Below are 26596 nucleotides of genomic sequence, written 5' to 3'. Positions count from 1 at the left end.
GGAGACTTCGCGCCGAAGATCGTCGAACTCACCGATGGGGTGATAGTCGGGGACAGCTCAGGATTTCAGCATTTCGGCGGGCGGAGTCCGCGTCTCGGTATCGGTGACGAACACGGGCACGGTGCTCGGCGACGAGGTTGTGCAGTTGTACGTCCACGACGTGGTGGCGAGCATCGCCCAACCCGTGCGCCGGCTGAGGGGCTTTCGGCGGGTCACCCTGGAGCCCGGCCATTCCGTGACGGTCGAGTTCGATCTGGGCGCGGAGGATCTCGGGTTCTGGGGCGACGGCCCGTTGGCCCGTTGCCCGAACTGGTCCTGGAGCCGGGGGAGTTCGAGGTGTTCGTCGGCGGTTCGCTCGCCTCGGCGAAGGTCACCCGAGTCACGCTCGTCGCGTAGCCCGAGCGCGAACCGAGGTCATGGTATGACGGCAGCACAGGTCACCGAGCTCTTCTCCCTCGAGGGAATGGTCGCCGTGGTCACGGGAGCGACCCGCCGCATCGGACTCGCCACGGCCGAGGCCTTCGCCTCGGCCGGCGCGACCACGATTCTCACCGGACTCGAGCACGAGGATCCAGAGCGCGTCGCCGCGCGAATCGCCGACGAACACGGGCTGGCCGTCGAGGGCCGGACGCTCGATGTGACAGACCATCGGGCACTCGAGGATCTGGTCGACTTCGTCATCCGGGCACACGGCCGTCTCGACGTCGTGTTCTGCAACGCCGGGGTCGCCCTCGACAGCAGCCCGCATACGGGCGGCACTGAAGACCAGCTCGAGGTGATGTTCGACGTTCACGTCCGCAGCGTCATCGCGATGGCCAACCTCACCCTGCCGGTGATAGCGAGGGGTGGAGGGGGAACCTTTCTCATCATGTCGAGCATCGCCGGCGTTCGTGGCAATCGGATTCTTGGTCAGTACGGCATCACGAAGGCGGCGAATGCGCAGCTTGCCCGCAACCTTGCCGTGCAGTGGGGCGATCGGAACATCCGGGTCAATTCCATCGCGCCCGGCGTCATCGACACCGATCTCGCGCGCACGATCACCTCGGATTCCGAACTGGCCGACGCGCGACTGGCGAAGACGCCGCTCCGCCGTTTCGGTGAGCCGTTCCACATCGCCGGAACTGCCCTCTGGCTCGCATCGCCGGCCGGTTCGTTCGTCTCGGGCCAGAACATCATGGTGGATGGGGGAACGGTCATCAGCGATTGACTGGGGGTGGCACCGCTAGCATTGCGCCATGGCAGGCAACCGCTCGTCGGACGACCCGCGCTCGGTCGCCGAACGCGTCTTCGCGATCGCCGACGCGTTCGGCGGCCCGGGCAGCGACGACCTGACGCTCGGCGAGATCGCCCGCCGCAGCGGGTTGCCGCTGTCCACCACCCACCGGCTCGTCACCGAGTGGGTGGAGTGGGGTGGAATCGTGCGCACCGACGAGGGCCGCTACCGCGTGGGGATGCGGCTGTGGAAGCTCGGCATGCGGGCGCCGACGGCCCGCCGGCTGCGCACCGTCGCCCGGCCATACCTCGAGGACCTCTACGAACTCACGAGGGAGAACGTGCACCTCGCGGTGCGGGATGGGCTGGGCGCGCTGTACCTCGAGCGGTTCTCCGGCCGGGGTGCCGTCCCGGTGATCTCGGAGGTGGGCAGCCGGCTTCCCCTGCACGCCACGGGCGTGGGGCTGGTGCTGCTCGCGTTCGCGCCGGCCGACGTGTTCGAGCAGGTGGTGCAGGCTCGGCCGCGCCGGTATCTGCAGAACACGATGACGACGGACCCCGAGCTACGGCCGCGGCTCGCCGACATCCGCGCCAGGGACCTCGTCGTCTCGGTGAACGAGATGACGGAGGACTCCTTCTCGGCCGCGGCACCGATACGGGATCACACCGGCGAGGTGGTGGCGGCCGTCTCCATCGTGGCGCACGCCGACCGAAGTGCGGATCCGCAGTTTCCGCTCGCCGTGAGCGTCGCGGCTCGAGGGATTTCCCGGGCGCTCGGCTGGCGGGCCTGAGTTCTTTCTTCCACTCAATGGAATTGCCGTAGTGGCTGGTGCGCCGTTCCGAGACAGTTGAGCCACCATTCCCACCGTCGCGAAGGCCCGCAGTGAACATTCGAACCACGGTCGCCATCATCGGCGCCGGTCCCGCGGGTCTCCTCCTCGGACATCTGCTCGAGAAATCGGGCATCGACTTCGTCATCGTCGAGCAGCGCTCGCGCGAGTACATCCTGTCCCGCGTGCGTGCGGGGGTGCTCGAACAGTCCTCGGTGGATGTTCTCGCCTCGCTCGGGCTGGACTCCCGGCTACGTGAGGCGGGCCTCGTGCACGACGGCATCTACCTGCAGTACGCCGGCACTCGGCACCGCATCGACTTCAAGGCGCTCATCGACCGCACCGTGACCGTCTACGGCCAGCAGCAGGTGGTGAACGACCTCATGCTCGCGCACGATGCCCTCGGTTCGGCCGTCTACTTCGAGTCGAGCGGCGTGCTTCCCCGGGGCATCGACACCCCACATCCCTCGGTCGACTTCGTCAACGACGGGGTCGAATTCACCGTCGACGCCGACTTCATCGTCGGGGCCGATGGGTTCCACGGTGTCTGTCGCACGATCATCCCGGCCGGAGCCATCACCTCGTACGAGCGGGACTTCCCGTTCGCCTGGCTCGGCATCCTCGCCAACGTCGCCCCGTCGACCGACGAGTTGATCTACGCGCTGCACGAGGACGGCTTCGCTATGCACTCCATGCGATCGCCGTCGGTCTCCCGGCTCTACCTGCAGGTGGACCCCGGCGAGTCCATCGACGACTGGAGCGACGCCCGCATCTGGGACGGGCTGCACACCCGCCTCGGAGTGGACGGGTGGACGCTGCACGAGGGCGAGGTCACCGAGAAGTCGATCACGCCGATGCGCAGCTTCGTCGCATCCACCCTCGAGTACGGCAGCCTCTACCTGGTCGGCGACGCCGGCCACATCGTGCCTCCGACCGGAGCCAAGGGACTCAACGCCGCGATCTCCGACGTCGCGATGCTCGGGGCGGCCTTCACCGCCTTCTTCGCCGGCGACCGCGTCCCACTGACGCTGTACAGTGACCGTGCCCTGCGCCGGCAGTGGAAGACCCAGTACTTCTCGCAGTGGATGACCGACATGCTGCACACCAGCGGCCCGGGTGCTAGTGACGCGGACCGGGCCTTCCGCCACATGAGCCAGCTCGGGCAACTCGATTACGTCACCGGATCGGAGCACGCCAGGCGCGGGCTCGCCGAGCAGTACACCGGACTCCCGATCGAAGGGCTGTAACCATGACCGACCCGTCCCGAGACGAACTGGCGAGCCAGGCCGAGATCTCCGCCGAGATCACCCGGCTTCAGGCGGGGGCCACCCCCGGCGCCGATCACCCGGACCGTGGATTCACGGCCTATCGGAGCGCGACGCTGCGGCATCCGCTGCACGACCTCGTTCGTGCCGACCCCGAGGTGATCGAACTCGTCTCGCCCGTCTACGGCCACACCGATGTGGCGCCCCAGGAGAGCGACCTCACCATCCAGCACTCCGGCGAACCGCTCGGCGAGCGCATCATCGTCACCGGACGGGTGCTCGACGGGGAGGGACGCCCGGTGCGCAACCAGCTGGTGGAGGTGTGGCAGGCCAACTCGGCCGGACGCTACGTGCACAAGCGCGACCAGCATCCGGCGCCGCTCGACCCCAACTTCACCGGCACCGGCAGGCTGATCACCGGAGACGACGGCAGCTACCGCATCACCTCGATCAAGCCGGGCGCCTACCCCTGGAGAAACCACCGCAACGCGTGGCGACCGGCTCACATCCACTTCTCGCTGTTCGGAACCGAATTCACCCAGCGGCTCGTCACCCAGATGTACTTCCCCGGCGATCCGCTCTTCCCGCTCGACCCGATCCTGCAGTCGATCACCGACGCGAGCGCCCGGCAGAGGCTGATCGCGCACTACGACCACGATGTGACCGAGCCGGATTGGGCGATCGGCTACCGCTGGGACATCGTGCTGACCGGTTCGAAGGCGACCTGGATGGAGGGCGAACACGATGACCACGCCTGATTCGACCCATGCGATGGCGGCGCGCCAGACCCCGTCACAGACGGTAGGCCCGTTCTACGGCTACGCGTTGCCCTATGCGGGCGGGCCCGAGTTGCTGCCGCCCCACGCGCCAGAGACGATCCGCCTCCACGGCACGGTGTTCGACGGCGACTCCGAGCCGGTGCCGGATGCCCTCATCGAGATCTGGCAGCCGGATGCCGCGGGCGCCGTTGTCGCGGAGCGCGGCAGCCTGCACCGGGACGGCTACACCTTCACCGGCTTCGGGCGTGCCGCGGTGGATGGCTCCGGGCACTACTCCTTCACCACGGTGAAGCCGGGGTCGGCCCGCGCCGGGTCCGCGCCCTACATTCTCGTGACCGTGTTTGCGCGGGGGCTTCTGCACCACCTGTTCACGCGGGCGTACTTCTCCGACGAGCCGGCCGCGAACGGGGCCGACCCGTTCCTGGCCGGAGTGGACGCGGCTCGGGTGGCCACCCTGGTCGCCGAACGGGACGGAGCCGCGCAGTATCGGTTCGACATCCGCCTGCAGGGCGAGAATGAGACCGTGTTCATCGACTATCCGCTCTCCCGCCGTGCCTGACGCCCCGGGCGACGACGCCTCGGACTGGGGCCTCCTCGAGCCGCTCGCCTTCGGCAGCGGCTCCTGCGCGCTGACCGGGGACGACGCCGTGCTCGCCGCCCTGATCGCCGTCGAGGCCGCCCTCACCGGCGCCTGGGCGGACGCCGGCCTCGCACCGGCCTGGCTGGAGGAGATCGCGTCCTCGCTCTCGGGCGCCCGGGTCGACCGTGACGCCCTCCGCCGGGGAGCGCGCGCCGGCGGCAACCCCGTGATCCCGCTCGTCGCCGCGCTTCGCGACTACACCGACCGGGAGCGGCCCGGCGCGGGCGACTGGATCCACCGGGGTGCGACCAGCCAGGACATCCTCGACTCCGCGCTGATGCTCGTGGCCTCCCGGGCGATCGTGGTCGTGGCCGATCGTCTCGACAACCTGGGCGCCCGCCTCGCCGACCTGGCCGACGAGCACCGCGGAAGCCTCATGCCCGGGCGCACCCTCACCCAGCACGCGGCCCCCATCACGTTCGGGGCGAAGGTCGCCGGCTGGCTCGACGGCGTCGAGTCGGCGATCGCGGCTCTCGGCCGCATCGAGCCCCCCGTGCAACTCGCCGGCTCCGTCGGCATCGGGTCGTCCTTCGTGGATCTGACCGGCTCACCGGACGCCCCCGCCGCGCTGCGTGCCGGGCTCGCCGCGCGGCTCGGTCTCGCCGACCCCGGTCGCAGCTGGCAGGCCGAACGCTCCCCGGTCACTCGGCTGGCCTCGGCCCTGGCGACCGCCCTCGGTGCCCTCGGTCGCATCGCCGCCGACCTGCTCGTGCTCGCCCGTACCGAGGTCGCCGAGGTCGCCGAGGGCGGAGCCGGCTCATCGTCGGCGATGCCGCAGAAACGCAATCCGGCCACGGCGGTGCTCATCGTCGCGGCCGCAGGGCGATCGCCCGGGCTGCTCTCGACCCTGTTCTCGGCGATGGCCTCGGCCGACGAACGGGCCGCGGGCGAGTGGCACTCCGAGTGGCAGGCCCTTCGGCAGCTTCTCGCGCTCGCCGTCGAGGCGTCCGAGGCATCCGCCGCCCTCTTCGCCGGGCTCGTCGTGGATGCCGACCGGATGCGTGCCAACGTCGATCTCACGGCCGGGCTGATCTACTCCGAAGAGGTGTTCTCGCGGCTCACCCGCGACCGCGGCCGGGCCGAGGCGACCGCGATGGTGGCCTCGGCCATCGACGGCCCAACGCCGTTCGCGGAGGCAGTGCCGATGGAACTGTCGACCGCCACCACCCTCGTCGCCGCGGCGACCGTGGTGGATGCCGCGCTCGCCAGACGCGCTGCCCGCCTGAGAAAGAGAGATGCCTCATGACTGTGCCGACCCTGCGCTGTTCGATCGACCCCGCGGGCGCCGAGAGCACGTCGAGCACCCTTCTGGTGCTCGGCCCCTCCCTCGGCACGACGACGGCGCTCTGGGGTCCGGCGCTCGCCGCGCTGCGCGCCACCCCCGCCGGGCGTGCCGTCCGGGTGCTGCGTTTCGACCTCCCGGGGCACGGGGCCAGCCCGGTTGCGTCAGCGCCGTTCGACTTCGCGGAACTCGCGGATGCGGTGATCCGGCTCGTCGACGAGACCGGCGGCGGCCGCTTCGTCTACGCCGGGGTCTCCTTCGGCGGGGCCATCGGAATCGAACTCGCGCTGCGGCATCCGCACCGTCTGCTCGGACTGGCGATCCTCAACTCCGATTCGAAGATCGGCACGGCCGAGGGCTGGGCCGATCGGGCGCGCCAGGTGCGCCGCCAAGGCACGCCCTCGCTGGTCGGGGCGACGCCCGGCCGCTGGTTCGCCCCCGGTTTCGTGGAGCGGGCACCGGCCGAGGCATCCCGCACCCTGGTCGAACTGGGCGAGGTCGACGACGAGTCGTACGCCCTCTGCTGCGAGGCGCTCGCCGGCTTCGACCGCGGGGCAGAGGTCGGCGGCATCCGCGTTCCGACGGTGGTAGTCGGCGGCGAGAGCGACCCTGTGACCACGGCTGCCGACCTGCAGAACCTCGCGGCACGCATCCCGGGAGCCCATTCCGTGACGATCGCCGCGGCGTCCCACCTCGCCGTGCTCGAGCAGCCGGTACTCGTCGCCGAGGTGCTCGCCGACCTCCTCCGCGAGTCGGCCGATACCGCCTACGAGCGGGGGATGCGAGTGCGTCGAGAGGTGCTCGGCGACACGCACGTCGACGGGGCCAACGCCAAGATCACGCCCGAGACGGCGGACTTCCAGGAGTTCCTCACCCGGTATGCCTGGGGGGACGTGTGGAGCCGACCCGGGCTCGGCAGGCGCGAGCGCAGCATCGCGACCCTCGCGAGCCTCGTCACCGGCGGGCACGACAACGAGATCGCGATGCACGTTCGGGCCGCCATCGCCAACGGGCTGACCAGGGCGGAAATAGCCGAGGTCCTCATGCACACCGCTCTCTACGCCGGACTGCCCGCGGCAAACGGCGCCTTCGCCATCGCCCGGTCGGTCTTCGCCGACCTCGACTCAGGAGACAACTGAATGGACAAGACAGCCCACTCCGCCGCGGATGCCGTGGCGGACATCCCCGATGGATCCACGATCGCGGTCGGCGGCTTCGGCCTCGTCGGAGTGCCGATCGTGTTGATCCGGGCGCTCCTCGCCCGAGGCACCTCGGGGCTCGAGGTGGTGTCGAACAACTGCGGCGTCGACGGCTGGGGGCTCGGCGAGCTGCTCGCCGCCGGGCGCATCGACCGGGTGATCGCCTCCTACATCGGCGAGAACAAGGAGTTCGCCCGGCAGTACCTCGGGGGAGACGTCGAGGTCGAACTCACCCCGCAGGGCACCCTCGCCGAGCGGCTGCGCGCGGGAGGGGTCGGCATCCCCGGCTTCTTCACCGCCACCGGTGTCGGCACGATGGTCTCCGAGGGCGGCCTGCCCTGGCGGTACGCCGCCGACGGCAGCGTCGCCGTGCAGTCCCCGGCGAAGGAGACGCGGATGCTCTCCTCGCTCGGCGAGGATCGGGAGTACGTGTTCGAGCAGGCGATCCGCGCCGACTACGGGCTGGTGCGGGCGGCGAGGGGTGACCGGCACGGCAACCTCGTGTTCGAGAAGTCCACCCGCAACTTCAACCCGCTCGCGGCGATGTCCGGCCGCATCTCCATCGCCGAGGTGGACGAGATCGTGGAGCCGGGGGAGCTGGACCCGGACGAGATCCACCTGCCCGGCATCTATATCGACCGCGTCGTCGTGCTCAGTCGCGAGCAGTCGACGGAGCTGCCGATCGAGAAGACCACCGTACGAAGGCGAGCAAACTGATGGCGATGACCCGCGACGAGATGGCCGCCCGTGCCGCACTGGAGCTGCACGATGGCACCTATGTCAACCTCGGCATCGGGTTGCCGACGCTGATTCCCAACCACATTCCGGGCGACGTCACCGTTGTCCTGCATTCCGAGAACGGCATCCTCGGTGTCGGCCCGTACCCGTGGGAGGGCGAGGAGGATCCGAAGCTCATCAACGCGGGCAAGGAGACCGTCACCGTGCTTCCGGGTGCGTCGTACTTCGACTCCGCGGCGAGCTTCGGCATGATCCGGGGCGGTCGGATCGCTACAGCGGTGCTCGGCGCGATGCAGGTCTCGGTCGCCGGGGACATCGCGAACTGGGCGGTGCCCGGCAAGCTCATCAAGGGCATGGGTGGGGCCATGGACCTCGTGAACGGCGCGGACCGGGTGATCGTGCTGATGGAGCACGTGGCCAAGGACGGCAGCCACAAGATCGTCGAGCGCTGCAGCCTGCCGCTCACGGGGGTGCGCTGCGTGGGCCTGATCATCACCGACCTGGCCGTGATCGACGTGACCGGAGACGGCCTGGTCCTCCGCGAACTCGCCCCCGGAGTCACGGTCGAGGAGGTCGTGGCCGCCACCGGCGCCCCGCTCGCGATCGCGCTGGTGACGGCATGACCGAGTTGCGCCAGGTCGTGATCTGCGAGCCGCTGCGCACCCCGGTCGGCCGGTTCGGCGGCCAGTTCGCCACGCTGTCCGCCCTGTCGCTCGCGACCCTGGTGATCGAGCAGCTGGTGGCGAGAACCGGACTCGACGGCTCGCTGGTCGATGACGTGATCTTCGGCCAGGGCTACCCCACGTCCGAGGCGCCACCGATCGCCCGGGTCGCGGCCCTCGATGCCCGGCTCCCCGTCACCGTGGGTGGCTACCAGGTGGACCGGCGGTGCGGATCGGGCCTGCAGGCGGTGATCGACGCGGCGCTGCAGGTGCAGACCGGCGCGAGTGACCTCGTGATCGCCGGCGGGGTGGAGTCGATGTCGAACGCCCCGCTGTACACGGTCGAGGGCCGTCGCGGCATCTCGGGCGCCGGCCTCATGCTGCACGACGCGCTCACCCGCGGTCGCTCGACCGCCGGCGGCAGGTTCTACCCGACCGCCGGGGGCATGGTCGAGACGGCGGAGAACCTCCGCCGCGACTACGGAATCGGCCGCGAGGAGCAGGACGAACTCGCGGCGCGGTCGCACCAACGGGCGGTGGCCGCACAGACCGCCGGGCTGTTCGACGCGGAGATCGTGCCCGTGACCGTGCCGGGCCGGAAGGGCGACGTCGTCGTCACGACCGACGAACACCCTCGTGCCGACACGTCGGTGGAGGTGCTCGCCCGGCTGAAGCCGGTGACGAAGGGCGATCCGGACGCCACGGTCACCGCCGGCAACTCGAGCGGCCAGAACGATGCGGCCGCCGCGTGCATCGTCACCACCCCCGAGCGCGCTGCCGAGCTCGGCCTCACCCCGCTCGTGCGCCTCGTGTCCTGGGCGCGCGCCGGCGTCGACCCGACCCGGATGGGGCTCGGCCCGGTGCCCTCGACGAAGTTGGCACTCGAGCGCGCCGGAATCGGTCTGAAGGACCTCGACCTCATCGAGCTCAACGAGGCTTTCGCCGCCCAGGTGATCGCGGTCAGCCGCGAGTGGAACTTCACGGAGACCGACTGGGAGCGCACCAACCCGAACGGCGGCGGGATCTCCCTCGGGCATCCGATCGGCGCCACCGGCGTGCGGATCCTCGCCGGCCTCGCCCACCAGCTGCAGCGGATGGACGGCCGCTACGCCCTCGAAACCATGTGCATCGGCGGCGGGCAGGGCCTCGCCGCCGTCTTCGAGCGGGCCTGAATGGCAGACCTGAAGGATGCAGAAGCGCCGCCTCCTCGTGATCCAATGGGGACATGAAACTCACGAGTCTTCGGAGCCCGGGCGTGCAGGCGGGTCTTGCCGCCGCGATCCTCTTCGGGGCGGGCACGCCGCTGGCGAAGATCCTTCTCGGGTCCGTCAGCCCGTGGATGCTCGCCGGTCTGCTCTACGCCGGTTCCGGTCTCGGACTCGGGCTGGTGAGAATCATTCGGCGCTCACCTCGTGTGCGTCTCCCGCGAGGTGAACTCCTGCCCTTGGTGGGCGCGGTGGGCTTCGGAGGCATCCTCGGCCCGGTGTTGCTCATGTTCGGCCTGTCGGGCATGCCCGCGACGGGAGCATCGCTCCTTCTGAACGCGGAGGGCGTGTTTACGGCCCTTCTGGCGTGGTTCGTGTTCAAAGAGAACTTCGACCGTCGAATTGCTCTCGGCATGGCCGCGATCGTGGCGGGGGCGGTGGTGCTCAGCATCCCGACCGGGGCAGACCTCGGCACCGTGTGGCCGTCGTTGGCGATCCTCGGCGCGTGCCTCAGCTGGGGCATCGACAACAATCTGACTCGCAAGATCGCCCTGAACGATGCGACCTGGCTCGCCGCGGTCAAGGGGGGAGTCGCGGGCCCGGTGAACCTGGTGATCGCCTTTGCCCTCGGTGCGCAGGTGCCACCCGCCTTCACCACCGCCGCCGCGATGGTGGTCGGGTTCTTCGCCTACGGTGTGAGCCTGGTTCTCTTCATCGTGGCCATGAGGTTCGTCGGCACGGCGCGGGCCGGGGCCTATTTCTCGATAGCCCCGTTCTTCGGCGCCGTGCTCGCCATCGCCCTCGGCGCGAGTGTGTCGATCCCGATCGTGGTCGCGGGGGTCCTCATGGCCTTCGGCGTGTGGCTGCATCTCACGGAACGCCACGAGCACGAGCACACCCACGACGCTGTCACGCACGATCACTGGCACACTCACGACGAGCACCACCAGCACGAACACGAGGGAGTGGTTGCGCCGGGCGAGCGGCACAAGCACGAGCACGCTCACGAGCCGATCACTCACACCCATGAGCACTACCCCGACTCGCACCATCGGCACGACCACTAGAGCCGTCTCGACGCGCGGTCTCCGAGAAGCGCTCCTCGCGGGCGGTGTCCAGCCGGTCACTGCCCGCTGGTCTCGTGTTCGCGGCGGGTGTGGTGGTCGTCTTCTTCGAGTTCCCCGTGCCAGGCTTCGCGACCTTCGTTGATGGCGAAGACGGCGATCACGAAACCGGCGACGGGATCGATCCAGGCCGCCCCCGTGAGGGCGAAGAGGACGAGTCCGAGCAAGGTGGAAATGCTCAGCAGGACGCAGATTCGAGTCTCTGCCGCATCGGCCAGGACGAGGCTGTCGCCCAGCGTGGTGCCCACGCGTTTCTTCATCGCGGCCAGGATCGGCATGACGACGACCGACGCGACGAGGAGCCCGATCCCGACCGGAGAGGGGTTCGGCTGTTCCCGCAGCACCAGGTCGCGAATGCCGATGGCGACGACATAGGCGGCGAGGACGAAGAAGGTGACGGAGACGAATTTGAGAGCTCGGCGCTCCTTCGCCTCGTCCCGTTCGCCGTGCCGCAGACGGGCAGCGAGACGGAGCCCGACGAGTATCGCGGTCGCGGATTCGATGCCGGAGTCGAAACCGAATCCGATGAGGGAGACCAGGCCGGCCGTGATGCCGGCGGCGATGGCGACGATGCCCTCCAGCACGTTGTAGGCCACCGTGAAACCGGCAAGCCGAAGGGCGTGTCGGTTGAGCTGTTCCGTTCGGGCCGGGTTCATCGGCTAGTCCGAGCCTTCGTCCCTCGGGCGCCGCACAGGTCGACCGTGCTCGCGATCGAGCGTCCGGGCGGCGGTGGAGGCCACCACCGTCACACCACGGAGATGACGCCCATCATGCCGTTGTCCTCATGGTCGAGGATGTGGCAGTGATAGACGGCGGTGCCGGTGAAGTCCTCGAAGGCGATGCGAACCCGCGATTGGCTGCGGGCCGGCACGTTCACGACGTCCTGCCAGGTCGGTGTCGCGAAGGACTGGCCGCCCGTCTCGATGACCTGCATGGGCCAGACGTGGAGGTGGAAGGGGTGATCCATCGGGCTCGTGTTGACGATGGTCCACTCCTCGATCGCGCCGGCGGCGACGGTCTGGTCGACGCGGGCGGCATCGAAGTCGCGACCGTCGATGGTGAAACGCATCATCGATCCGCCCATCCCGGCTCCACCCATGGCGAGGGTGAGCGTCCTCCTGCCGGTGAGCGGCTCGGAACGGAGCTCCCGCGGCGTGGCCCCGGGCGGGCTCGGCAACGAGGCCGCCGCGGCGCCGGAGACGCGCAGAGTCGCGAGTCTCACCGAGTCACCGGACGAGGGGTTTCCCATCATGCCGGCTGGGGTCCCTCGATCTACGGGCCGCGTCTGCAGCACCGAGGTGCCAGCGGCCATGGTGACGAGAACGTCGGCTCGGTTGCCGGGCGACAGCGTCAGGGAGTCCACCGGGCGGGGCGTGGCGAACCGGCCGGAGTCGTTGCCCAGGAGCCGCATCGATTGACCGTCGAGCCGCAGGTCGAGGTAGCGGGAGGTGCAGGCGTTGACGATCCGCCAGCGTTCTTGGTCCCCAGGATGCGCGGTCATCGTCGCGCCGACCTGACCGTTCAGCAGCACGGTGGTGCCCTCGCGTCCGCGCATCCGGTCCATTTGCGAGGCCGCCGCGATGGTCCCGGACGCGTCGAACGTCAGGTCCGACACGATGAGGACTCGCTCGGTCGTCGCCGGAATCGGAGCGGGATCCTCCACGATGATCGCGCCGTAGAGCCCACCGAACACCTGTTGGGCGGCCATCCCGTGGTGGTGGGGGTGATACCAGAAGAGCCCGGGAGGATGGTCAGTCGGGATCTCGTAGCGGTACTCGGCCGTCGTGCCAGGGTCGATGCGGCGGAACACGTTGTCGCTCGAACCGGCCGGCGACACGTGGAGCCCGTGAGTGTGCAGGTTCGTCGGATCGTTCAGCCGGTTCGTGAGCGTCACCGTCAGTGTGTCTCCTGGACGCACCAGGAGTGTCGGCCCCGGGAGCGATCCGTTGTAGGCCAGGGCAGTGACAGACGTGCCGCCGATGACGACCGGGGAGGGGCTCGCGATGAGCGTCACGTCGAGTGTGCCGTTGGCGCTGCGAATGATCCGGGGTTGGGCTAGCTCCCTCCCGCGGGGCGAGGGTGGGGGCGAGCCGGAGTTCGTGGAGACGTCCCAGACCAACCCGGCGCCCCCCGCAAGAACGAGAGCGGCACCGACGCCGCCCAGCGTGAGGGCGGTACGGCGGCTCATCGGCTGCATCAGGAGCCGAGCCCGAGCGCGGCGAGCCGCTCCCGATACTCCTCGGTCGTCAGCTCGCCCCTGGCGTAGCGCTCATCCAGGATCTGCTTCGGCGATGGCGCCGCGCCCGGAAGCGTCGGTGGCGGGGTCGGTCGGGGGGTGGCGAGCATCCGGACGAGCACGATCACGAGGATCACCACTCCGATCACCACCAGCACGCCGAAGCCCCAGGCCCAACCGCTCATGCCGTAGCCCCACATCATCTTGTCGCCTCGCTGCCCGTGTATTCCGCGGAGTCCTGACGGATCCTGCCCCTCCCAGTGTTCCCACTCGCCCGCACAGTCATGGGGCCGTAAGTCCCGGCGATCTTCGTGGGGGGGATACGCAATGTGGATGAGGGACGGCGCCCGCTCTGCGCCCGACCGGTGGCACCGTGTCGCCCGCGCCGTGGGTGCTGACCGTCACACGAGGGCACGCTATCCGGTCATAGCTCTGTGACGGCAGCGGAACTCCCCGCGCCGCGCACAGGGAAGGTTCACTCATGTCCAAGATCGTCATCATCGGGGGCACGGGCCTCATCGGGTCCAAGGTCGTCGCCAAGCTCTCCGCCCACGGCCACGAAGCCATCGCCGCTTCGCCGAACACCGGCGTGAACACCCTGACCGGCGAGGGGCTGGCCGACGTTCTCGTCGGTGCGGACACCGTGCTCGACGTGTCGAACTCACCCTCGTTCGCCGACGACGACGTGATGAGATTCTTCACCACCGCGACCGCCAACATCATCGCCGCAGCGAAGGAGGCCGGCATCGGCCACTATGTGGCGCTCTCCGTCGTCGGTGCGGAGCGGATGACGGACAGCGGCTACCAGCGTGCGAAGGTCGCCCAGGAGAACCTCATCAAGGCAAGCGGCATCCCATACTCGCTCATTCACGCGACCCAGTTCTTCGAGTTCGTGACGAGCATCGCCGCGACCGCGACTGTTGGTGACGAGGTGCGTCTTTCGCACGCACTCATCCAGCCGATCGCGGCCGAGGACGTCGCCACCGCGGTCGCCCGAACCACCGTCGGCGAGCCGCTCAATGCCACCATCGAGGTTGCGGGACCCGAGCAGTTCGGACTCGATGACCTCATCCGTGCCGGCCTCGGCTTCGCTGGCGACCCGCGTACCGTGCTCACCGATGCCGAATCCACCTATTTCGGTCAGAAACTGGACGAGCGTATGCTGCTGCCGGGCGCCGACGCGGTGATCTTCGCCACCCGCTTCGAGGAGTGGCTGGCGAGCGCGGCACCGGTGGTCGTCAAGTAGACCTGGCTGAAGCTTCACTCCCGGCGAAAGGAATGGGAAATGGACTCGATCGCGATTTACGGACTCGGGCGCATCGGGCGCCAATTGCTGCGGAGCGCAGTGCGCAACGACCTCTTCGTGCCGAAAGTCGTGTGCGACATTGCGCCCGCCGGCACCCTCGCGGCCCTGCTCGAGGTGGACACCAACTACGGCCGCTGGCCCGGGGTCACCTCCGACGAGGGATCGATCTCCGTCGACGGCAGGAGGATCACCTATCTGAACTCGCGCGAATCGCTTCCCCAGTGGGGCGAGTTGGGGGTCGACCTCGTCGTCGACTGCAGCGGCCGAGCGGTCACCCGCGAGGTGGCGCGCCTCCATCTCGAGAACGGCGCGAAGCGGGTGCTCGTGAGCGGACCGAGCGCGACGGCCGACGACTGCGACGCCGTCCTGCTCCCGGGCATCAACCTCGATGACTTCGACGCGGAGGCCCACAAGATCATCAGCATGGCGAGTTGCACGACGAATGCTCTCGCTGCGGTGGTCAAGGTGCTTCTCGAGTCGACGGGCATCAGACACGGAGTGTTCTCGACGGTGCACGCGTACACGAACACGCAGTCGCTGACCGATCAGCCGATGAAGAGCCGACGGGATTCCTGGGCAGGTGCCGAGAACATCATCCCCTCCTCCTCAGGAGCCGCCAAGGCGCTCGGGTTCATCTGGCCGGATTTGAAGATCACGGGGAAGGCGTATCGCGTGCCGGTGCGCACCGGAAGCATCGTGGAACTGAACGCGGTTCCGGAGCGAGAGATCTCAACCGAGTCGCTCAGGGACCTGTTCCGCAGCGCCGCGACCGCCGGCCCGCTGAAGGGCATCCTCGACACCTTCGAGGACGAGTGGACGTCGGCCCGCGTGGTCGGTGACCCTCACTCCTCGATCGTCGACCTCCCGCTGACCCAGTCATTCAATGGACTGATTTCCGTGGCCGCGTGGTACGACAATGAGGCCGGGTTCTCCATGCGTCTGGCTGAGACAGCGGTTCGTCTGGCATCGTGACGGGCTCGGCGACCCACGCGGAGGCACCCGTCCCGCAGAAGGAGGAGCGCAATGTTCCGCGATCACGATTCCGAGGGTGGGGGATCGCCGCGGGTCTCATCGCCCACGCCCTGGACGACATTCGCGAAGGTGGCCTCAGGATCATCGTGCAGTGTCCGGTCGTCGCAGCGTTCATAGGCGAACATCGGGAGTACACGGACCTGGTCGATCCGGCGCGCCCAAGCTGACCGGCAGGAGCGTTCGAGCCTGCGTCAGTCCGTGTTCCAGGCGCGGAGCTTGTCGGGGTTGAGAACGATCCAGGTGTCGACGATATTGTCGGCCTTGATGTTCACGCTCAGCACGCCGACCACCCGAGATGCCTGCCGGAAGACGAGTCCGGTCTGGCCGTTGACCGACTGCTCGGAGACGGTCATACCGGGAACTCCGGTGACGACGCCGATGAGGAGCCGCGCGGCCTCGTCCACGCCCCGGACCGGCGAAGGAGCGGAGTTCACCCTCCCCCCGTTGTCGATGAGCACGGTGATGTCCGGGTGGAGAATCGCCCGCACGCGGTCTTCGGCTCTCGCCGTGCAGCCGCCGAGGAGTTCCATGACAATGCTGCGGTGGTGTTCTTGGGGTACCTCGTGCTTCCTCCGTTGCTGGATCTGACGACGAGCGGAGCGCGCGAGCTCACGAGCGTCATCGGGAGAGCGGCCGACGACATCGGCGATGCCCCAGAAGGGCACACCGAACACGTCGTGCAGGATGAACGCGACGCGTTGTTCGGGAGTGAGCGATTCGAGCACGACAAGCAGAAGCATGTTCAATGACTCGTCAAGCGAGATCCGGTCGACCGGATCGGCGAGGATTTGCCGGGTCTCGGCGCGCGGGTGGGGGATGGGCTCAGGGAGCCAGCCACCGAGGTAGCGGTCATGGCCGTCCCGGGCCTGTCTCAAGATATCGACACAGGTGCGCGCGAGGATCTCCGTCAGCAGATCGCGCCGTGCGGCGATCGCGTGCGGGTCGGCCTTCTGCGCCCGGCGCCATCGGGCGACTGTCTGGTCGACGGCGCGTTCGGCTTCCAAGGAGGAGCCCAGCATGCGGAAGGCGATGTCGTGCAGCCGGGGGCGCTCACTGGAGAGGTCGTCCTCGGACTTCGGGTTCACGGGGTCCACAGGCGACACCTGTTCCACCTTCGTCGTTCGCCAATGGCGGGATCTGGGCCAACACGGCTGTTCACGCGCGTGCGGACGCGACGTGACCGAGTTTGTCGGGATTCATGATCCACATCAGCTGCTGGATTCCGTCATCACCGACCGTCATCGTGAGCGCGGTTGTCACCGTGCCGTCTTCCGTCAGCGTCACGGCCTGCTGACCGTTCAGTTCGACCCAGTCGATGGTCTTGCCGGTCCAGAAGTGGGTCGAGAAGGCAGCGATGAACTTCGCCACGCGGCTGCGTCCGTGGACCGGAATCCTGGCGGCGAATCTTACGCCATTGCCGTCGGAGTAGCTGACCACGTCTGAGGCGAACAGCTCCTCGAGCGTCGTGACGTCACCCTGCTGGGCGGCTTGAAGAAACGCGGCGAGCAGGCGACGTTGCTCGGTGGATTCGACGGGCACCCGGCGCTCGGTCGTCAGCTTCTTTCTCGCACGGCTCACGAGCTGTCGTGTTGCGGGTTCTTTGAGCTGCACGATCTGCGCGATCTGCTCGTACGGGTAGTCGAAGGCTTCACGCAGGATGTAGGCGGCGCGCTCGGTGGGCGTCAGCTTCTCCAAGAGGAGGAGCATCGCGAACCCGAGCGCTTCACCGCGCTCGGCGCCGAGCGCGGGGTCGTCGCTGGTGTTGACCGGTTCCGGGAGCCAGGGGCCGATGTACGTCTCGCGCCGGGAGTGCGCGGACTGGAGAACGTTGATCGCCAGGCGCGTGGTCGCCGTTGCGAGAAACGCTGGCGGGTCGAGAACCAGGCTCCGGTCACAGGTCTGCCACCGCACCCAGACATCCTGAACGATGTCATCGGCGTCCGACGATGTGCCGAGCATGCGATAGGCGATACCGAAGAGGCGTCGCCGAACGGAGGCGAACACGGCGACCGCGTCGTCGATGTCGACGTCGTCTTCGCGGTTGGTGCTTCCCTGGTCGAGATTCTGCGGCATGGGCGTTCCTCCTGAGCCGACGGGACCGAAGGCGTCGGTCCGCTTTCTAACTATGACCGGGTGGCTCATCGAGATGTGACCGGGTGTCACAAACTCGTGCCGCTTCCTGTCTTAAGGTGAAAGACGCTGCTCGCCGGGCTGCGCGCTACGAATGGATCGACATGATAATCGTCGTCGAACTGTGGCCCTTCGAGTCGGGCGAGGCGCAGTACGTGTAGGCGCTGGGCAACCGCTCGAGCCGAGGCTCGCCAGGCGTCGGGCCCCTCTTTTGTTTCAGTCGAAGGCGATGAGCCGCCGCACGGCGTCGACGATGACCGCGCGCCGCCGAGCCCTGTCCTTCGGCACGGCGGGACCCAGTTCGGGAACCGTCGTCGACCAGGACAGCACGACCGCGCGAACGAGGGCGAGGAACTCCACGGGTTCGAAGCGGTCGGGGAGAGTGCCGGCGGCAATCGCGCCGCGCAGCTCGTGGAGCTTGGCCGCGTTGGATGCAACGACGGCGTGCAGTGGAGTCCCGTGCGGCCTCTCCAACTGGTACCAGGTCGTGAGCCGGACCGTGTCCGGATTGTCCTCGAATGAGTCGAACAAGCGACCGGCGTAGCCGGGAAGGTCAGCGACGTCGAAGACCACCTGCTCGAGCGACGCGCTCGTCATGGCGTTGAAGACCGTGTCGAACAGGTTGTCCTTGCTCTCGAAGTAGCTGTAGATCATCGCCTTGTTGACACCGGCGCTGGCCGCAATGCGATCGATTCGGGCGCCGGCGATGCCGTAGGCGGCGAACTCGTCCGTGGCGGCCTTCAGCAGTAGCTTCTTCGTGCGCTCGGCGTCTCGGATCATGTTCCCGATTTTACAACTAACTTTTTAGTTGACAAGCTCATCTAAGAGGGTGTTGCATTGTCGACAGCCACGAATAACCGTTTAGTTGCTTCGTGGCATGGATCGAAGGGAAGCATCCGATGACGAAGACGTGGCTCATTACGGGCAGTTCGCGAGGGTTCGGGGCGGAGTTGAGTCGCGCGGTTCTCGCCAGCGGCGATCGCCTCGTCGCTACCGCACGCCGCCCCGAGGAACTCGCTCCCCTGGTCGAGGCCCACGGCTCGAGCGTGCGCACCTTCGCCCTCGACGTCACCGACGACAACTCGGCGAAGGCGGCGGTGAGGTTCGCTGTGGAGCAATTCGGATCTCTCGACGTCGTCGTGAACAACGCCGGCTATGCGAACAGCGCGCCGATCGAAGAGATGACGGACGCCGACTTCCGTGGCCAGGTGGAGACGAACCTGTTCGGCACGGTCAACGTGACGCGGGCCGCACTGCCAGTGATGCGAGCGCAGCGCTCCGGTACTATCGTGCAGTTCTCCTCGGTAGGCGGCCGGGTGGGCGGCACTCCCGGCATGGGGGCATACCAGACGGCGAAGTTCGCCGTCGAGGGCTTCTCCGAGGTGCTGGCCAATGAGGTGCGCCCCTTCGGAGTCAGAGTGATGATCGTCGAGCCCGGAGCGTTCAGAACCGACTGGCAGGGCTCTTCCATGCAGCTCCACCCTGTAGGAGCGGATTACGAGGAGACCGTGGGCGCCCTGAACGCGTACCGCGCCTCGAACGCGAGTAATCAGCCGGGAGATCCCGCGCGGGCGGCGAACGTGATCGTCGACACGGTCAACGGCGACGATCTGCCCCTCCGCCTCGTGCTCGGCGCCGGAGCGGTGAGCCTGATCCGCGCCGCGGCGGATGCCCGAGCCGCGGAGACCGAGAAGTGGGCGAGCGTGAGTGCCTCGGCCGACTTTCCTGGACAGTACACCTAGGAATCGTCGGCGCGACGTCGAGAAACTAATGCACAATAAGCTAGCTATCCGTTATATGCGAGTAGACTGTGGGCATGCGCGCGCCGTCCATCGTTCCCAAGGAAGCCGCTCGTGCGGCCGGCCTGGTGGTGGCCGGAGAGCCGTTGGCCGTCGATCTCGCCGACACCATCAAGACGGCGGTCGAGCCTCCGCTGGACCTGATTGGAGACGCCCGGCGCCACGAGGTGTTCTGGCGGCTGGAAGAGAGCCAACTCCCCGAGGGCGCTGGAGTGCCAGACCTCGAGTCGACCCAGCGACTCCGCGGCGCCATCCGAAGGCTGTTCGATGCCAAGGTCGACGGTGCCCCGTTTGACGAGGAAGCGCTCCGCCTCGTGAATGAATCGGTCGCCTCCGCGGTCGCTCGGCCGGAACTCTCGACGAACGGGGCCACCACCGAGTCTCGCGTGCGGTGGATAGCAGAAACGCCCGGCGCCCTGTCACTGGCGGTCGCCGCGCGCTCTGCCATCACGGTGTTGACCGGATCCAGCGCGGATCGCCTGAGGCGATGCGCCTCGCCCACGTGCAGCATGTTCTTCGTGGCGCTGAACGCCAAGCGCCGGTGGTGCACCCCGGAAGGCTGCGGCAACCGGGAACGCGTCGCGCGGCACGCTCGGGCGGCCGTCTCGGCCTAGCGGTGCGACAGCGCATGCCGCGTCGATCGCGTCCGGCGAGCGACGCCCAGCCGCGCGGTGGCGCCCGAGCACGTCGCCGGCGCCCGACTCGGCCCGAGATGGAGCACTCGTGCCGAGGACCGCACCGTGCACGTCCATGTTCTGCACGAGACGAGCTAATGGATTTATTTACAATAAAGCATTAGCGTGGTGCGATGACGACAACCGGGACCCGCATCCCCCTGAACACCCTCGCGATTCCCTTCGGTCTCTCCGGCCTGGCGGCGGTGTGGACCGGGGCGAGTGCCGATCTCGAGTGGCCCGGCGGGATCGCTGACGCCCTGTGGGTGCTGGCGGCTATCGCGTGGGTGTGGATGATCGTCGCGCACGCGGTGCGCGGTGCCCGCAGCGCGGACTCGTTGGTCGGCCAGCTGAGGCACCCGGCGCAGGGTCCGATCGCCGCTCTCGTGCCGACCGTCGGGATGTTGTTGGGGGCCACCCTGTACCGCCTGATTCCGGTGGCGGGTGTCGTTCTGGTCGTCGCATCGATAGTCGTGGCGGCTCTGTTCGCGGGGTGGCTGCTCGCCTTCTGGACGAGCGGGTCGCTCCAGGCGGACGCGATGCACGGGGGATACTTCCTGCCCACGGTGGCCGCCGGCCTCGTGGGGGCGGCGACGGCCGCGGACGTGGGGCTGACCGCACTCGCCGTCGGAGCGTTCGCGGTGGGCATCCTCTTCTGGGTCGCGATCTTCGCCGCCTTGATCGCCCGACTCGCTACCCGACCGGCGTTGCCCGCACCGCTGACTCCGACGCTTGCCATCATCGTCGCCCCGCCGGCCGTTGCCGGCACGGCCTGGTTCGCGATCGACGGCCACGCGGGAACCGTCGAATACGCGCTCGCGGCCCTGACCGTGGTCATGGTTGTCATGCAGCTCTTCCTCATTCCCCGCTACCGCACGCTGCGCTTCTCGCTCGGGTTCTGGTCCTTCACCTTTCCCTTCGCGGCGGTGAGCGGGTACGCGATCGAATGGCTGCATCTCGTGCGGCCGTTCGGCTGGCAGGCGCCGGTGATCGCCATCCTGGCCGGCATCACGGTGCTGATCGGGGCTATCGGCATCAACTCGATTCGGCTCTACTTCGCCCGCTCCCGACAGGGACACGCACGACTCGCGACCGCAAACGCGGGGGCGAAGCGGGAACCGATCCCGGCCCTCAGCACCCAATCGAACTGACCAACAGGAAGGCGGGACACACCATGATCATCGACATCGCCGCGCTGCTGGCTCGCCATCTCCTGATCACACGTCCACGCGTCATCACTAGAAAGTTGAACCCATGAACAGTTACCTCATCATCGGCGGCACCGGCAAGGTCGGAGGCCGACTGGCCCAGATCCTGCGAACGGCCGGCAACACCGTTCGTATCGCCAGCAGGACCGGCGGCGACGTGCGCTTCGATTGGCGTGACACCGCCACCTACCGACCCGCGCTCGCCGGAATCGACGGCATCTTCGTGGTCGGGCCCGGTAGCGCGACCGACTGGTCGGGCCTTCTGACCGAGCTCCTCCAGGCGGCCGAGGCCGAGGGCGTTCAGCGCGCGGTGTTCCTCTCCGCACGAGGCGTCGAATTCCTGCCGGGCGGAGCGGTCGCGCTCGCCGAGGAGGCGCTGCGCGCCGGTCCGCTCGACTGGACAATTCTTCGACCAACGCACTTCGCCCAGAACTTCACCGAGGCGATGTTCGTGCCCGTCGACGGCGAGGTGCACGCCCCCGTCGCGGATGGCGCCGAGCCGTTCATCGACATCGAAGACCTCGCCGAGGTGGCCGCCGCCGTGCTGGTCGACCCGGGATATGCCCGAGACACCATCGACATCTCCGGTCCGAGTGCGGTCGGATTCGACCAGGCCGTCTCCGTGCTGGGTCGGCACGCGGGTCGCAGTTTCACCTTCGTCGACGAGCACCCCACTCGACACGAGGAGCGTCTTCGCGAGGCGAACACTCCCGAGGGCTACATCGCGTGGCGGATGGCGATGCTCGGGGGAATTCGCCGCGGCGAAGACGCCTACCTCAGCGACGGCGTCGAGCGGGTGCTGGGCCGACCGGCGACCTCGTTCTCCGACTGGGCCAGGCGAGAAGCCGCCTCCCTCACCGAATCGCTCTAGGCACTTCCTCCTGGAGACCCACGCGGGGTGAGGTGGGGGAGTCGATGCTCGAGTTCCTGGGGCGGACCATCTCGTTGTGCCGCCCGCGTCGGTCGGGCCGGGTTCTGCAGGACGGGCGCCGGAGGTGCGGTGCCTACCCCGCAGACTCTGGTTGTGCAGGACAGCGTGGGCAAGACAGCGTGGGCAAGACAGCGTGGGCAAGACAGTTTGTGCAGGACACGGCGGGGGTGTGGCGACCCGAACGGTCCCGGTCTGCAGGACGCTCCCGTCGGTTCTGCACCTATTGTCCTCGCTATCCGCCCGAGGCGTCCTGCACAACCCGTCCTGCATAACTGGAGTCTGCGGGGTGGGCACCCGTGGACAGCGGAGCCGTCCTGCACAACCCGTCCTGCCGTCCCGCGCCACCCGTGCCAGGAAACATAACCAACGTCCCTGGGCAGCACAGCCAGATCATGCGCGGACCCATAGACTGCAATCTATGGATACCGATTCGGTCCCGTCCGCGGTGCTGAGACTCCTCGCGGATCCGACGCGGGCGCGCATCCTCGGGCTCATCATGGACAGCCCGACCGGGCGGCGTTCGGTGGGCGAGCTGGCCGCCGAGCTCCGGCTGCGCCAACCCACGGTGAGCCATCACCTCAAGGCGCTCGTCGGGGAGGGCCTTCTGGAGCGAACACCCGAGGGCAGAGTCGCGTGGTACTCGATGCAGCCCGACCAGGCGGACCGCGTGGCGGAGGTGCTCACCGGGTCCCACGCCACGGCGATGGCCGAGGGTGTGCTCGAGCGCATTGCTGCGGATCTCTCCGGGCGGTTTGCCGGCGTCTTCGGTCCGGAAACCGTCGAACGGTACGTGCGGGAAAGCTACGCCCTCCTGGCCGAGAACGCCCGGATCACACGCTACCTCCCCTCGCTCACCTCGCGGTTCGCCTCGGACCGGCTCTCTGCCCTGTCGAGGAGCGAGTCCGCCGCCCTCGATCATGTTCCGGAGGTGTTGTTCGTCTGCGTGCAGAATGCCGGCCGGTCTCAGATGGCCGCCGCAATCCTGCGCCAGCTGGCCGGCGATGCCGTACGGGTCCGCACTGCGGGATCGGCGCCGGCCAGCGCCGTCCGGTCGGTGGTGATCACCGCGCTGGATGAAATCGGGGTGTCGATCGGCGGCGAGTTTCCCAAACCGCTGACCGACGAGGTGGTGCGCGCGGCGGATGTCGTGATCACGATGGGATGCGGGGATGCCTGCCCCGTCTACCCGGGGAGGCGATACCTCGACTGGGAGATCGCAGACCCGGTGGGCCTGCCGATAGGGCGAGTGCGGGAAATCCGCGACGACATCGAGGCCCGGGTGCGGGCTCTTCTCGAGTCCCTCACGGTGAACGCCGTCTGAATTCCCTCTCGATCGAACGCGGACCCATAGATCTCGGTCTATGCTTTGAAGTGCCGTCGAGAGTAAGGAATCCCATGCCCGAGAAGCCCACCGTTCTGTTCGTGTGCATCCACAACGCGGGTCGCTCGCAGATGGCCGCCGGCTACCTGCGCGCACTCTCCGGCGGGGCCGTCGAGGTGCTATCCGGCGGGTCCGAGCCCGGTGACCAGATCAATCCCATGGCGATCCAGGCGATGGCCGAGGAGGGCATCGACATCTCCCAGGCCGTGCCCCAGCTGATGACGACCGAGCAGGTCAAGGACTCGGACGTGGTCATCACCATGGGCTGCGGCGACGTGTGCCCGATCTTCCCGGGCAAGCGTTACGAGGACTGGGAGTTGACGGACCCCAAGGGCAAGTCGATCGACGAGGTTCGCCCGATCCGCGACGACATCAAGGCCCGGGTTCAGGCCCTGCTCGCCGAACTGCTGCCCGTCGCGGGCTGACCGTGAGTGAATGGGCCGAGACCCTTTCCCCGCCCGGGGTTGGCGGATCTCCGGCCGCTTCCGCATCCGCCGCGCGGCGCGTGGTGGGCGAGTTCCTGGGCAGCACACTGCTGACGGCGATCGTGGTGGGATCGGGGATCGCCGCCCAGCGGCTGTCGCCGAACGACACCGGTCTGCAGTTGCTCGAGAACGCGTTCGCCACCGCGCTCGGCCTGGCCGTTCTGATTCTGGTGTTCTCCCCGCTGTCGGGGGCTCACTTCAACCCCGTCGTCTCCCTCGTCGATGCGCTCCTCGGTCATCGTGGTTGGGGAGAGGTCGTGCGCTACATCCCGTCGCAGGTCGTGGGATGCATCGTCGGCGCGATGCTCGCCAACCTGATGTTCGGCGAACCGGCCGTGACCTGGAGCACGACCGAGCGACTGTCCGCGCCGCACCTTCTTGCCGAGGCCGTCGCCACCGCGGGTCTCGTCCTCGTGATCTTCGCCCTCGCGCACACCGGACGTTCCGCCCTGGCCGCTCCCGCCGTCGGCGCGTACATCGGAGCGGCGTACTTCTTCACGTCGTCGGCAAGCTTCGCGAACCCGGCGATCACGATCGGCCGCATGGTCACCGACAGCTTCGCCGGCATCGCTCCCGGTTCTGCCGGCGGCTACATCGCGGCGCAGCTTGTCGGCGCCGCGATCGGCTGGGGCTGTGTGCGGCTACTCTTCCCGCGCGACCAGACCGAGTTCCATCCCGAAGTCGGAGCCCCTACTCGAGCTTGAACCCGACCTTCATCGTGACCTGTACGTGGGCGATCTTGCCGTCCTCGATGTGGCCGCGGGTGCCGATGACCTCGAACCAGTCGAGGTGACGGACCGTCTCGGACGCACGGGCGATGCCGTTTCGGATGGCCGCATCGATGCCGTCCGGGGATGTTCCGACGACTTCGATCACTCGGTAGGTGTTGTCGCTCATGGTTTCCTCACTCGTCGCGTGGGTGGTGTTGCCCCTGACCATAGGCCGCGGTAGGGCGCTCGACAACCCCAGGTCCGCAGTTCGGGGGCGGGCATGGCCGGTTGTAGTGCAGGGTCTCGTCGGCATCCACTGGGCGGCGGTGCACGACGGGGCGGTCAGTCACGCGTGCATCCGTCTCGACAGCGCCGGCGACATCGCACTGGCGAAGATCGCCGTCGGCAGCCCCGTGCGCGTCGTCCCGTGACGTGTGGGCCCACGATTCAGCGGACGGCACCCCTGAGGCCGAGCGCCCGAGCGCCGATCTCGTTCAGTTGTGCCTCGGCGAAGCGGTTGGGCCACTCCACCTCGTAGTCCTCCTGGGGGAAGTCGGTCGGGCTCTCGCCGAGGCGGAACCGCTCCGCGACATTGGCCGCGTAGCGCGCGTTCTTCTCGCACATCGGCGCGGCGGGGATGTAGATCACGTTGCCCCAGCCCTCCTGGTCGGTCACCGGCGCGACGCTGTGGATGAGGTCGGAGTGCCACCAGACCGAGTCACCCGGCTGCACGTCGGGGATTCCCGAGACGGCCTTCATGAGCAGCGGATGCCACTGCTCATTCACCCCGAGCGCCTTGCCCTGGGCGGCTCCGCAGAGCGAGTCCTCCGGAACGTCCTCGAGCAGGGGCCGGATCAGCAGGTACGCCATGGCCGATGGCGCGGGAACCACGTGCAGCACTCCCTGGTCGTGCTGCATCTCGGAGAGCGCGAGCCAGCCCTGGAAACTGCGGAACACGCTGCACATCGTGGAGGACGGGTACTCGTCGACCTCGGTGCGGTGCGCGGCATCCCACGGGTCGTAGCTGTCGAAGTCGCCGTGGAACAGGGTGGAGAAGACTTCCTGGTACGCGGGCGTGAGCCAGCGCTCGACCGACCCCGAGTCGGTGTGCGCGCCGAGGCCCTGGGAGGTGACCCCCGGCGGGCGGCGGCGGATGCGGTCCGGATACATCGAGTCCTGGTCCGGGTCGAACCAGACGGTGCCCTGCGACTCGTTCTTCCACTGCGCGTTGAGGAAGCTCTGCACGGTCGCCGTGTTGGCGTGCTGGCGTGCCTCCATCTGCGCGGCCGACCAGTAGATCGGGTAGATCTCCGGCCTGGAGGCGGCGAGCGTTCCGAAGAAGTCGTCCGCCGGTCCACGGTATTTCTTCTCGAAGTCGTTGCTGTCGACGTAGTCGACGAGGGACCGGTCCCAGGCGGTGGCGGTCTCCACGGGCACCTGCCCGCGAACGACGGCGCAGCCGCGACGATGGATGAGGTCGAGCTGCTGCTTCGACACGGTGCCGGCGGCGATGTCCGAGAACTGGATCACCGGCCAGACGTCTTCGCCGCGTTCCTTCGTCGCGACGATGTCGGCGACCTCGATCTCGAGCGCGGCCTCGATCCGGGCGAACAGTGCGTTCACATCGCCGATCTGGGCGCGCAGCTTCTTCTTGACCGCCACGATGGCGGTCGAGATGTCCTCGGGCGGGGTGGCCCAGCTCGTCTGCTCCATTGCATTCATGATGTCTCCCTGGTTATTCAGTAATGAGGTCTTACTGAAGTGTTGG

Annotated in this window: 30 protein-coding genes and 1 pseudogene; 23 read left to right on the top strand and 8 right to left on the bottom strand. The window is 68.2% G+C overall.

Going from position 1 to position 26596, the window contains the following annotated elements; all coding sequences use genetic code 11:
- Window positions 1-103: 103 nt before the first annotated feature.
- From FVP33_RS20255 to FVP33_RS17850, 12 genes and pseudogenes are all read left to right on the top strand, one after another.
- Window positions 104-274, top strand: a pseudogene (locus FVP33_RS20255) (fibronectin type III-like domain-contianing protein); the annotation flags it as partial.
- Between the two features lie 147 nt (window positions 275-421).
- Entirely contained in the window at window positions 422-1207 is a 786-nt protein-coding gene (locus FVP33_RS17900; RefSeq protein ID WP_147785055.1) for an SDR family NAD(P)-dependent oxidoreductase, read from the top strand.
- A 28-nt stretch (window positions 1208-1235) separates the two neighbouring features.
- Complete coding sequence (locus FVP33_RS17895) at window positions 1236-2003, top strand: IclR family transcriptional regulator (RefSeq protein WP_147785054.1); 768 nt, start codon at window positions 1236-1238, stop codon at window positions 2001-2003.
- A 92-nt stretch (window positions 2004-2095) separates the two neighbouring features.
- Window positions 2096-3289 carry a 4-hydroxybenzoate 3-monooxygenase gene (locus FVP33_RS17890; RefSeq protein WP_222706787.1) on the top strand — a complete coding sequence of 398 codons (1194 nt, stop codon included), beginning with the start codon at window positions 2096-2098 and terminating at the stop codon, window positions 3287-3289.
- Between the two features lie 2 nt (window positions 3290-3291).
- Window positions 3292-4065 carry a protocatechuate 3,4-dioxygenase subunit beta gene (pcaH, locus tag FVP33_RS17885; RefSeq protein WP_147785053.1) on the top strand — a complete coding sequence of 258 codons (774 nt, stop codon included), beginning with the start codon at window positions 3292-3294 and terminating at the stop codon, window positions 4063-4065.
- Window positions 4052-4645 carry a protocatechuate 3,4-dioxygenase subunit alpha gene (pcaG, locus tag FVP33_RS17880; protein ID WP_187270796.1) on the top strand — a complete coding sequence of 198 codons (594 nt, stop codon included), beginning with the start codon at window positions 4052-4054 and terminating at the stop codon, window positions 4643-4645. Before pcaH ends, pcaG begins: the two co-directional genes overlap by 14 nt.
- Window positions 4638-5972, top strand: coding sequence for a lyase family protein (locus FVP33_RS17875; protein WP_222706786.1), 1335 nt, complete (start codon window positions 4638-4640; stop codon window positions 5970-5972). Before pcaG ends, FVP33_RS17875 begins: the two co-directional genes overlap by 8 nt.
- On the top strand, window positions 5969-7147 hold the full coding sequence (pcaDC, locus tag FVP33_RS17870) for a bifunctional 3-oxoadipate enol-lactonase/4-carboxymuconolactone decarboxylase PcaDC (protein WP_147785051.1): 1179 nt from the start codon (window positions 5969-5971) through the stop codon (window positions 7145-7147). The genes FVP33_RS17875 and pcaDC overlap by 4 nt, the downstream gene beginning before the upstream one ends.
- Window positions 7148-7924, top strand: coding sequence for a CoA transferase subunit A (locus tag FVP33_RS17865; RefSeq protein ID WP_147785050.1), 777 nt, complete (start codon window positions 7148-7150; stop codon window positions 7922-7924). It begins immediately after the preceding gene.
- Window positions 7924-8568, top strand: a complete 645-nt coding sequence (locus FVP33_RS17860) for a CoA transferase subunit B (RefSeq protein WP_147785049.1) — start codon at window positions 7924-7926, stop codon at window positions 8566-8568. The genes FVP33_RS17865 and FVP33_RS17860 overlap by 1 nt, the downstream gene beginning before the upstream one ends.
- Window positions 8565-9779: an acetyl-CoA C-acetyltransferase gene (locus FVP33_RS17855; protein ID WP_187270795.1), complete on the top strand. Its 1215-nt coding sequence runs from the start codon at window positions 8565-8567 to the stop codon at window positions 9777-9779. Before FVP33_RS17860 ends, FVP33_RS17855 begins: the two co-directional genes overlap by 4 nt.
- Before the next feature lie 53 nt (window positions 9780-9832).
- Window positions 9833-10879 (top strand): DMT family transporter, encoded by a 1047-nt coding sequence (locus FVP33_RS17850; RefSeq protein WP_147785048.1) that lies wholly within the window; start codon window positions 9833-9835, stop codon window positions 10877-10879.
- A gap of 56 nt (window positions 10880-10935) precedes the next feature.
- Here FVP33_RS17850 and FVP33_RS17845 read toward each other — a convergent pair whose 3' ends face one another.
- The 3 genes from FVP33_RS17845 to FVP33_RS17835 all read right to left on the bottom strand — a co-directional run bounded on the left by FVP33_RS17845 (window position 10936) and on the right by FVP33_RS17835 (window position 13375).
- A complete protein-coding gene (locus FVP33_RS17845; RefSeq protein ID WP_147785047.1) occupies window positions 10936-11592 on the bottom strand; it encodes a cation diffusion facilitator family transporter in 657 nt (218 codons plus the stop codon).
- Window positions 11593-11681: 89 nt separating this feature from the next.
- Window positions 11682-13124, bottom strand: a complete 1443-nt coding sequence (locus FVP33_RS17840; protein WP_342779881.1) for a multicopper oxidase family protein — start codon at window positions 13122-13124, stop codon at window positions 11682-11684.
- Between the two features lie 8 nt (window positions 13125-13132).
- Window positions 13133-13375: an SHOCT domain-containing protein gene (locus FVP33_RS17835; RefSeq protein ID WP_147785045.1), complete on the bottom strand. Its 243-nt coding sequence runs from the start codon at window positions 13373-13375 to the stop codon at window positions 13133-13135.
- Between the two features lie 278 nt (window positions 13376-13653).
- On the opposite strand from FVP33_RS17835, the gene FVP33_RS17830 reads away from it, so the two are divergent.
- The 3 genes from FVP33_RS17830 to FVP33_RS17820 are packed head-to-tail and all read left to right on the top strand — an operon-like array spanning window position 13654 to window position 15677.
- The gene (locus tag FVP33_RS17830; protein WP_147785044.1) at window positions 13654-14418 is read left to right on the top strand and encodes an SDR family oxidoreductase; all 765 of its coding nucleotides are present in this window, start codon (window positions 13654-13656) and stop codon (window positions 14416-14418) included.
- 39 nt (window positions 14419-14457) lie between these two features.
- Complete coding sequence (locus tag FVP33_RS17825; protein ID WP_147785043.1) at window positions 14458-15450, top strand: type I glyceraldehyde-3-phosphate dehydrogenase; 993 nt, start codon at window positions 14458-14460, stop codon at window positions 15448-15450.
- Complete coding sequence (locus FVP33_RS17820; RefSeq protein ID WP_187270794.1) at window positions 15447-15677, top strand: N-acetyltransferase; 231 nt, start codon at window positions 15447-15449, stop codon at window positions 15675-15677. The genes FVP33_RS17825 and FVP33_RS17820 overlap by 4 nt, the downstream gene beginning before the upstream one ends.
- A 24-nt stretch (window positions 15678-15701) precedes the next feature.
- On the opposite strand, the gene FVP33_RS17815 is transcribed toward FVP33_RS17820, so the two are convergent.
- From FVP33_RS17815 to FVP33_RS17805, 3 genes are all read right to left on the bottom strand, one after another.
- Entirely contained in the window at window positions 15702-16613 is a 912-nt protein-coding gene (locus tag FVP33_RS17815) for a sigma-70 family RNA polymerase sigma factor family protein (RefSeq protein WP_147785041.1), read from the bottom strand.
- A 52-nt stretch (window positions 16614-16665) separates the two neighbouring features.
- On the bottom strand, window positions 16666-17583 hold the full coding sequence (locus FVP33_RS17810) for an RNA polymerase sigma-70 factor (RefSeq protein ID WP_147785040.1): 918 nt from the start codon (window positions 17581-17583) through the stop codon (window positions 16666-16668).
- A gap of 273 nt (window positions 17584-17856) precedes the next feature.
- The gene (locus FVP33_RS17805; RefSeq protein WP_147785039.1) at window positions 17857-18420 is read right to left on the bottom strand and encodes a TetR/AcrR family transcriptional regulator; all 564 of its coding nucleotides are present in this window, start codon (window positions 18418-18420) and stop codon (window positions 17857-17859) included.
- A 119-nt stretch (window positions 18421-18539) separates the two neighbouring features.
- Between FVP33_RS17805 and FVP33_RS17800 the strand changes: the two genes are divergently transcribed.
- The 7 genes from FVP33_RS17800 to FVP33_RS17770 all read left to right on the top strand — a co-directional run bounded on the left by FVP33_RS17800 (window position 18540) and on the right by FVP33_RS17770 (window position 24822).
- Window positions 18540-19382, top strand: coding sequence for an oxidoreductase (locus tag FVP33_RS17800; protein ID WP_147785038.1), 843 nt, complete (start codon window positions 18540-18542; stop codon window positions 19380-19382).
- Between the two features lie 74 nt (window positions 19383-19456).
- Window positions 19457-20053, top strand: coding sequence for a CGNR zinc finger domain-containing protein (locus FVP33_RS17795; RefSeq protein ID WP_147785037.1), 597 nt, complete (start codon window positions 19457-19459; stop codon window positions 20051-20053).
- 194 nt (window positions 20054-20247) lie between these two features.
- Window positions 20248-21264: an SLAC1 family transporter gene (locus tag FVP33_RS17790; protein WP_147785036.1), complete on the top strand. Its 1017-nt coding sequence runs from the start codon at window positions 20248-20250 to the stop codon at window positions 21262-21264.
- Window positions 21265-21367: 103 nt separating this feature from the next.
- Window positions 21368-22192 (top strand): NAD(P)H-binding protein, encoded by an 825-nt coding sequence (locus tag FVP33_RS17785; protein ID WP_147785035.1) that lies wholly within the window; start codon window positions 21368-21370, stop codon window positions 22190-22192.
- Window positions 22193-22670: 478 nt separating this feature from the next.
- Window positions 22671-23573, top strand: coding sequence for a metalloregulator ArsR/SmtB family transcription factor (locus FVP33_RS17780; RefSeq protein ID WP_147785034.1), 903 nt, complete (start codon window positions 22671-22673; stop codon window positions 23571-23573).
- Window positions 23574-23647: 74 nt separating this feature from the next.
- The gene (locus tag FVP33_RS17775) at window positions 23648-24058 is read left to right on the top strand and encodes an arsenate reductase ArsC (protein ID WP_147785033.1); all 411 of its coding nucleotides are present in this window, start codon (window positions 23648-23650) and stop codon (window positions 24056-24058) included.
- Window positions 24059-24060: 2 nt separating this feature from the next.
- Window positions 24061-24822: an aquaporin gene (locus tag FVP33_RS17770; protein WP_147785032.1), complete on the top strand. Its 762-nt coding sequence runs from the start codon at window positions 24061-24063 to the stop codon at window positions 24820-24822.
- Here the strand turns inward: FVP33_RS17770 and FVP33_RS17765 are convergent.
- Window positions 24809-25015, bottom strand: coding sequence for a dodecin (locus FVP33_RS17765; RefSeq protein WP_147785031.1), 207 nt, complete (start codon window positions 25013-25015; stop codon window positions 24809-24811). The two genes, FVP33_RS17770 and FVP33_RS17765, sit on opposite strands and share 14 nt — an antisense overlap.
- A 106-nt stretch (window positions 25016-25121) precedes the next feature.
- On the opposite strand from FVP33_RS17765, the gene FVP33_RS19615 reads away from it, so the two are divergent.
- Window positions 25122-25259 (top strand): L,D-transpeptidase family protein, encoded by a 138-nt coding sequence (locus FVP33_RS19615; protein WP_187270793.1) that lies wholly within the window; start codon window positions 25122-25124, stop codon window positions 25257-25259.
- 16 nt (window positions 25260-25275) lie between these two features.
- Here the strand turns inward: FVP33_RS19615 and FVP33_RS17760 are convergent, their stop codons facing one another.
- The gene (locus FVP33_RS17760) at window positions 25276-26550 is read right to left on the bottom strand and encodes a DUF1479 domain-containing protein (protein ID WP_222706785.1); all 1275 of its coding nucleotides are present in this window, start codon (window positions 26548-26550) and stop codon (window positions 25276-25278) included.
- Window positions 26551-26596 lie beyond the last annotated feature (46 nt).

Origin of the sequence: Lacisediminihabitans profunda (assembly GCF_008040105.1) — a bacterium.
GTDB classification, from domain to species: Bacteria; Actinomycetota; Actinomycetes; order Actinomycetales; family Microbacteriaceae; genus Lacisediminihabitans; species Lacisediminihabitans profunda.
This window is presented reverse-complemented; position numbering and strand designations above follow the sequence as displayed.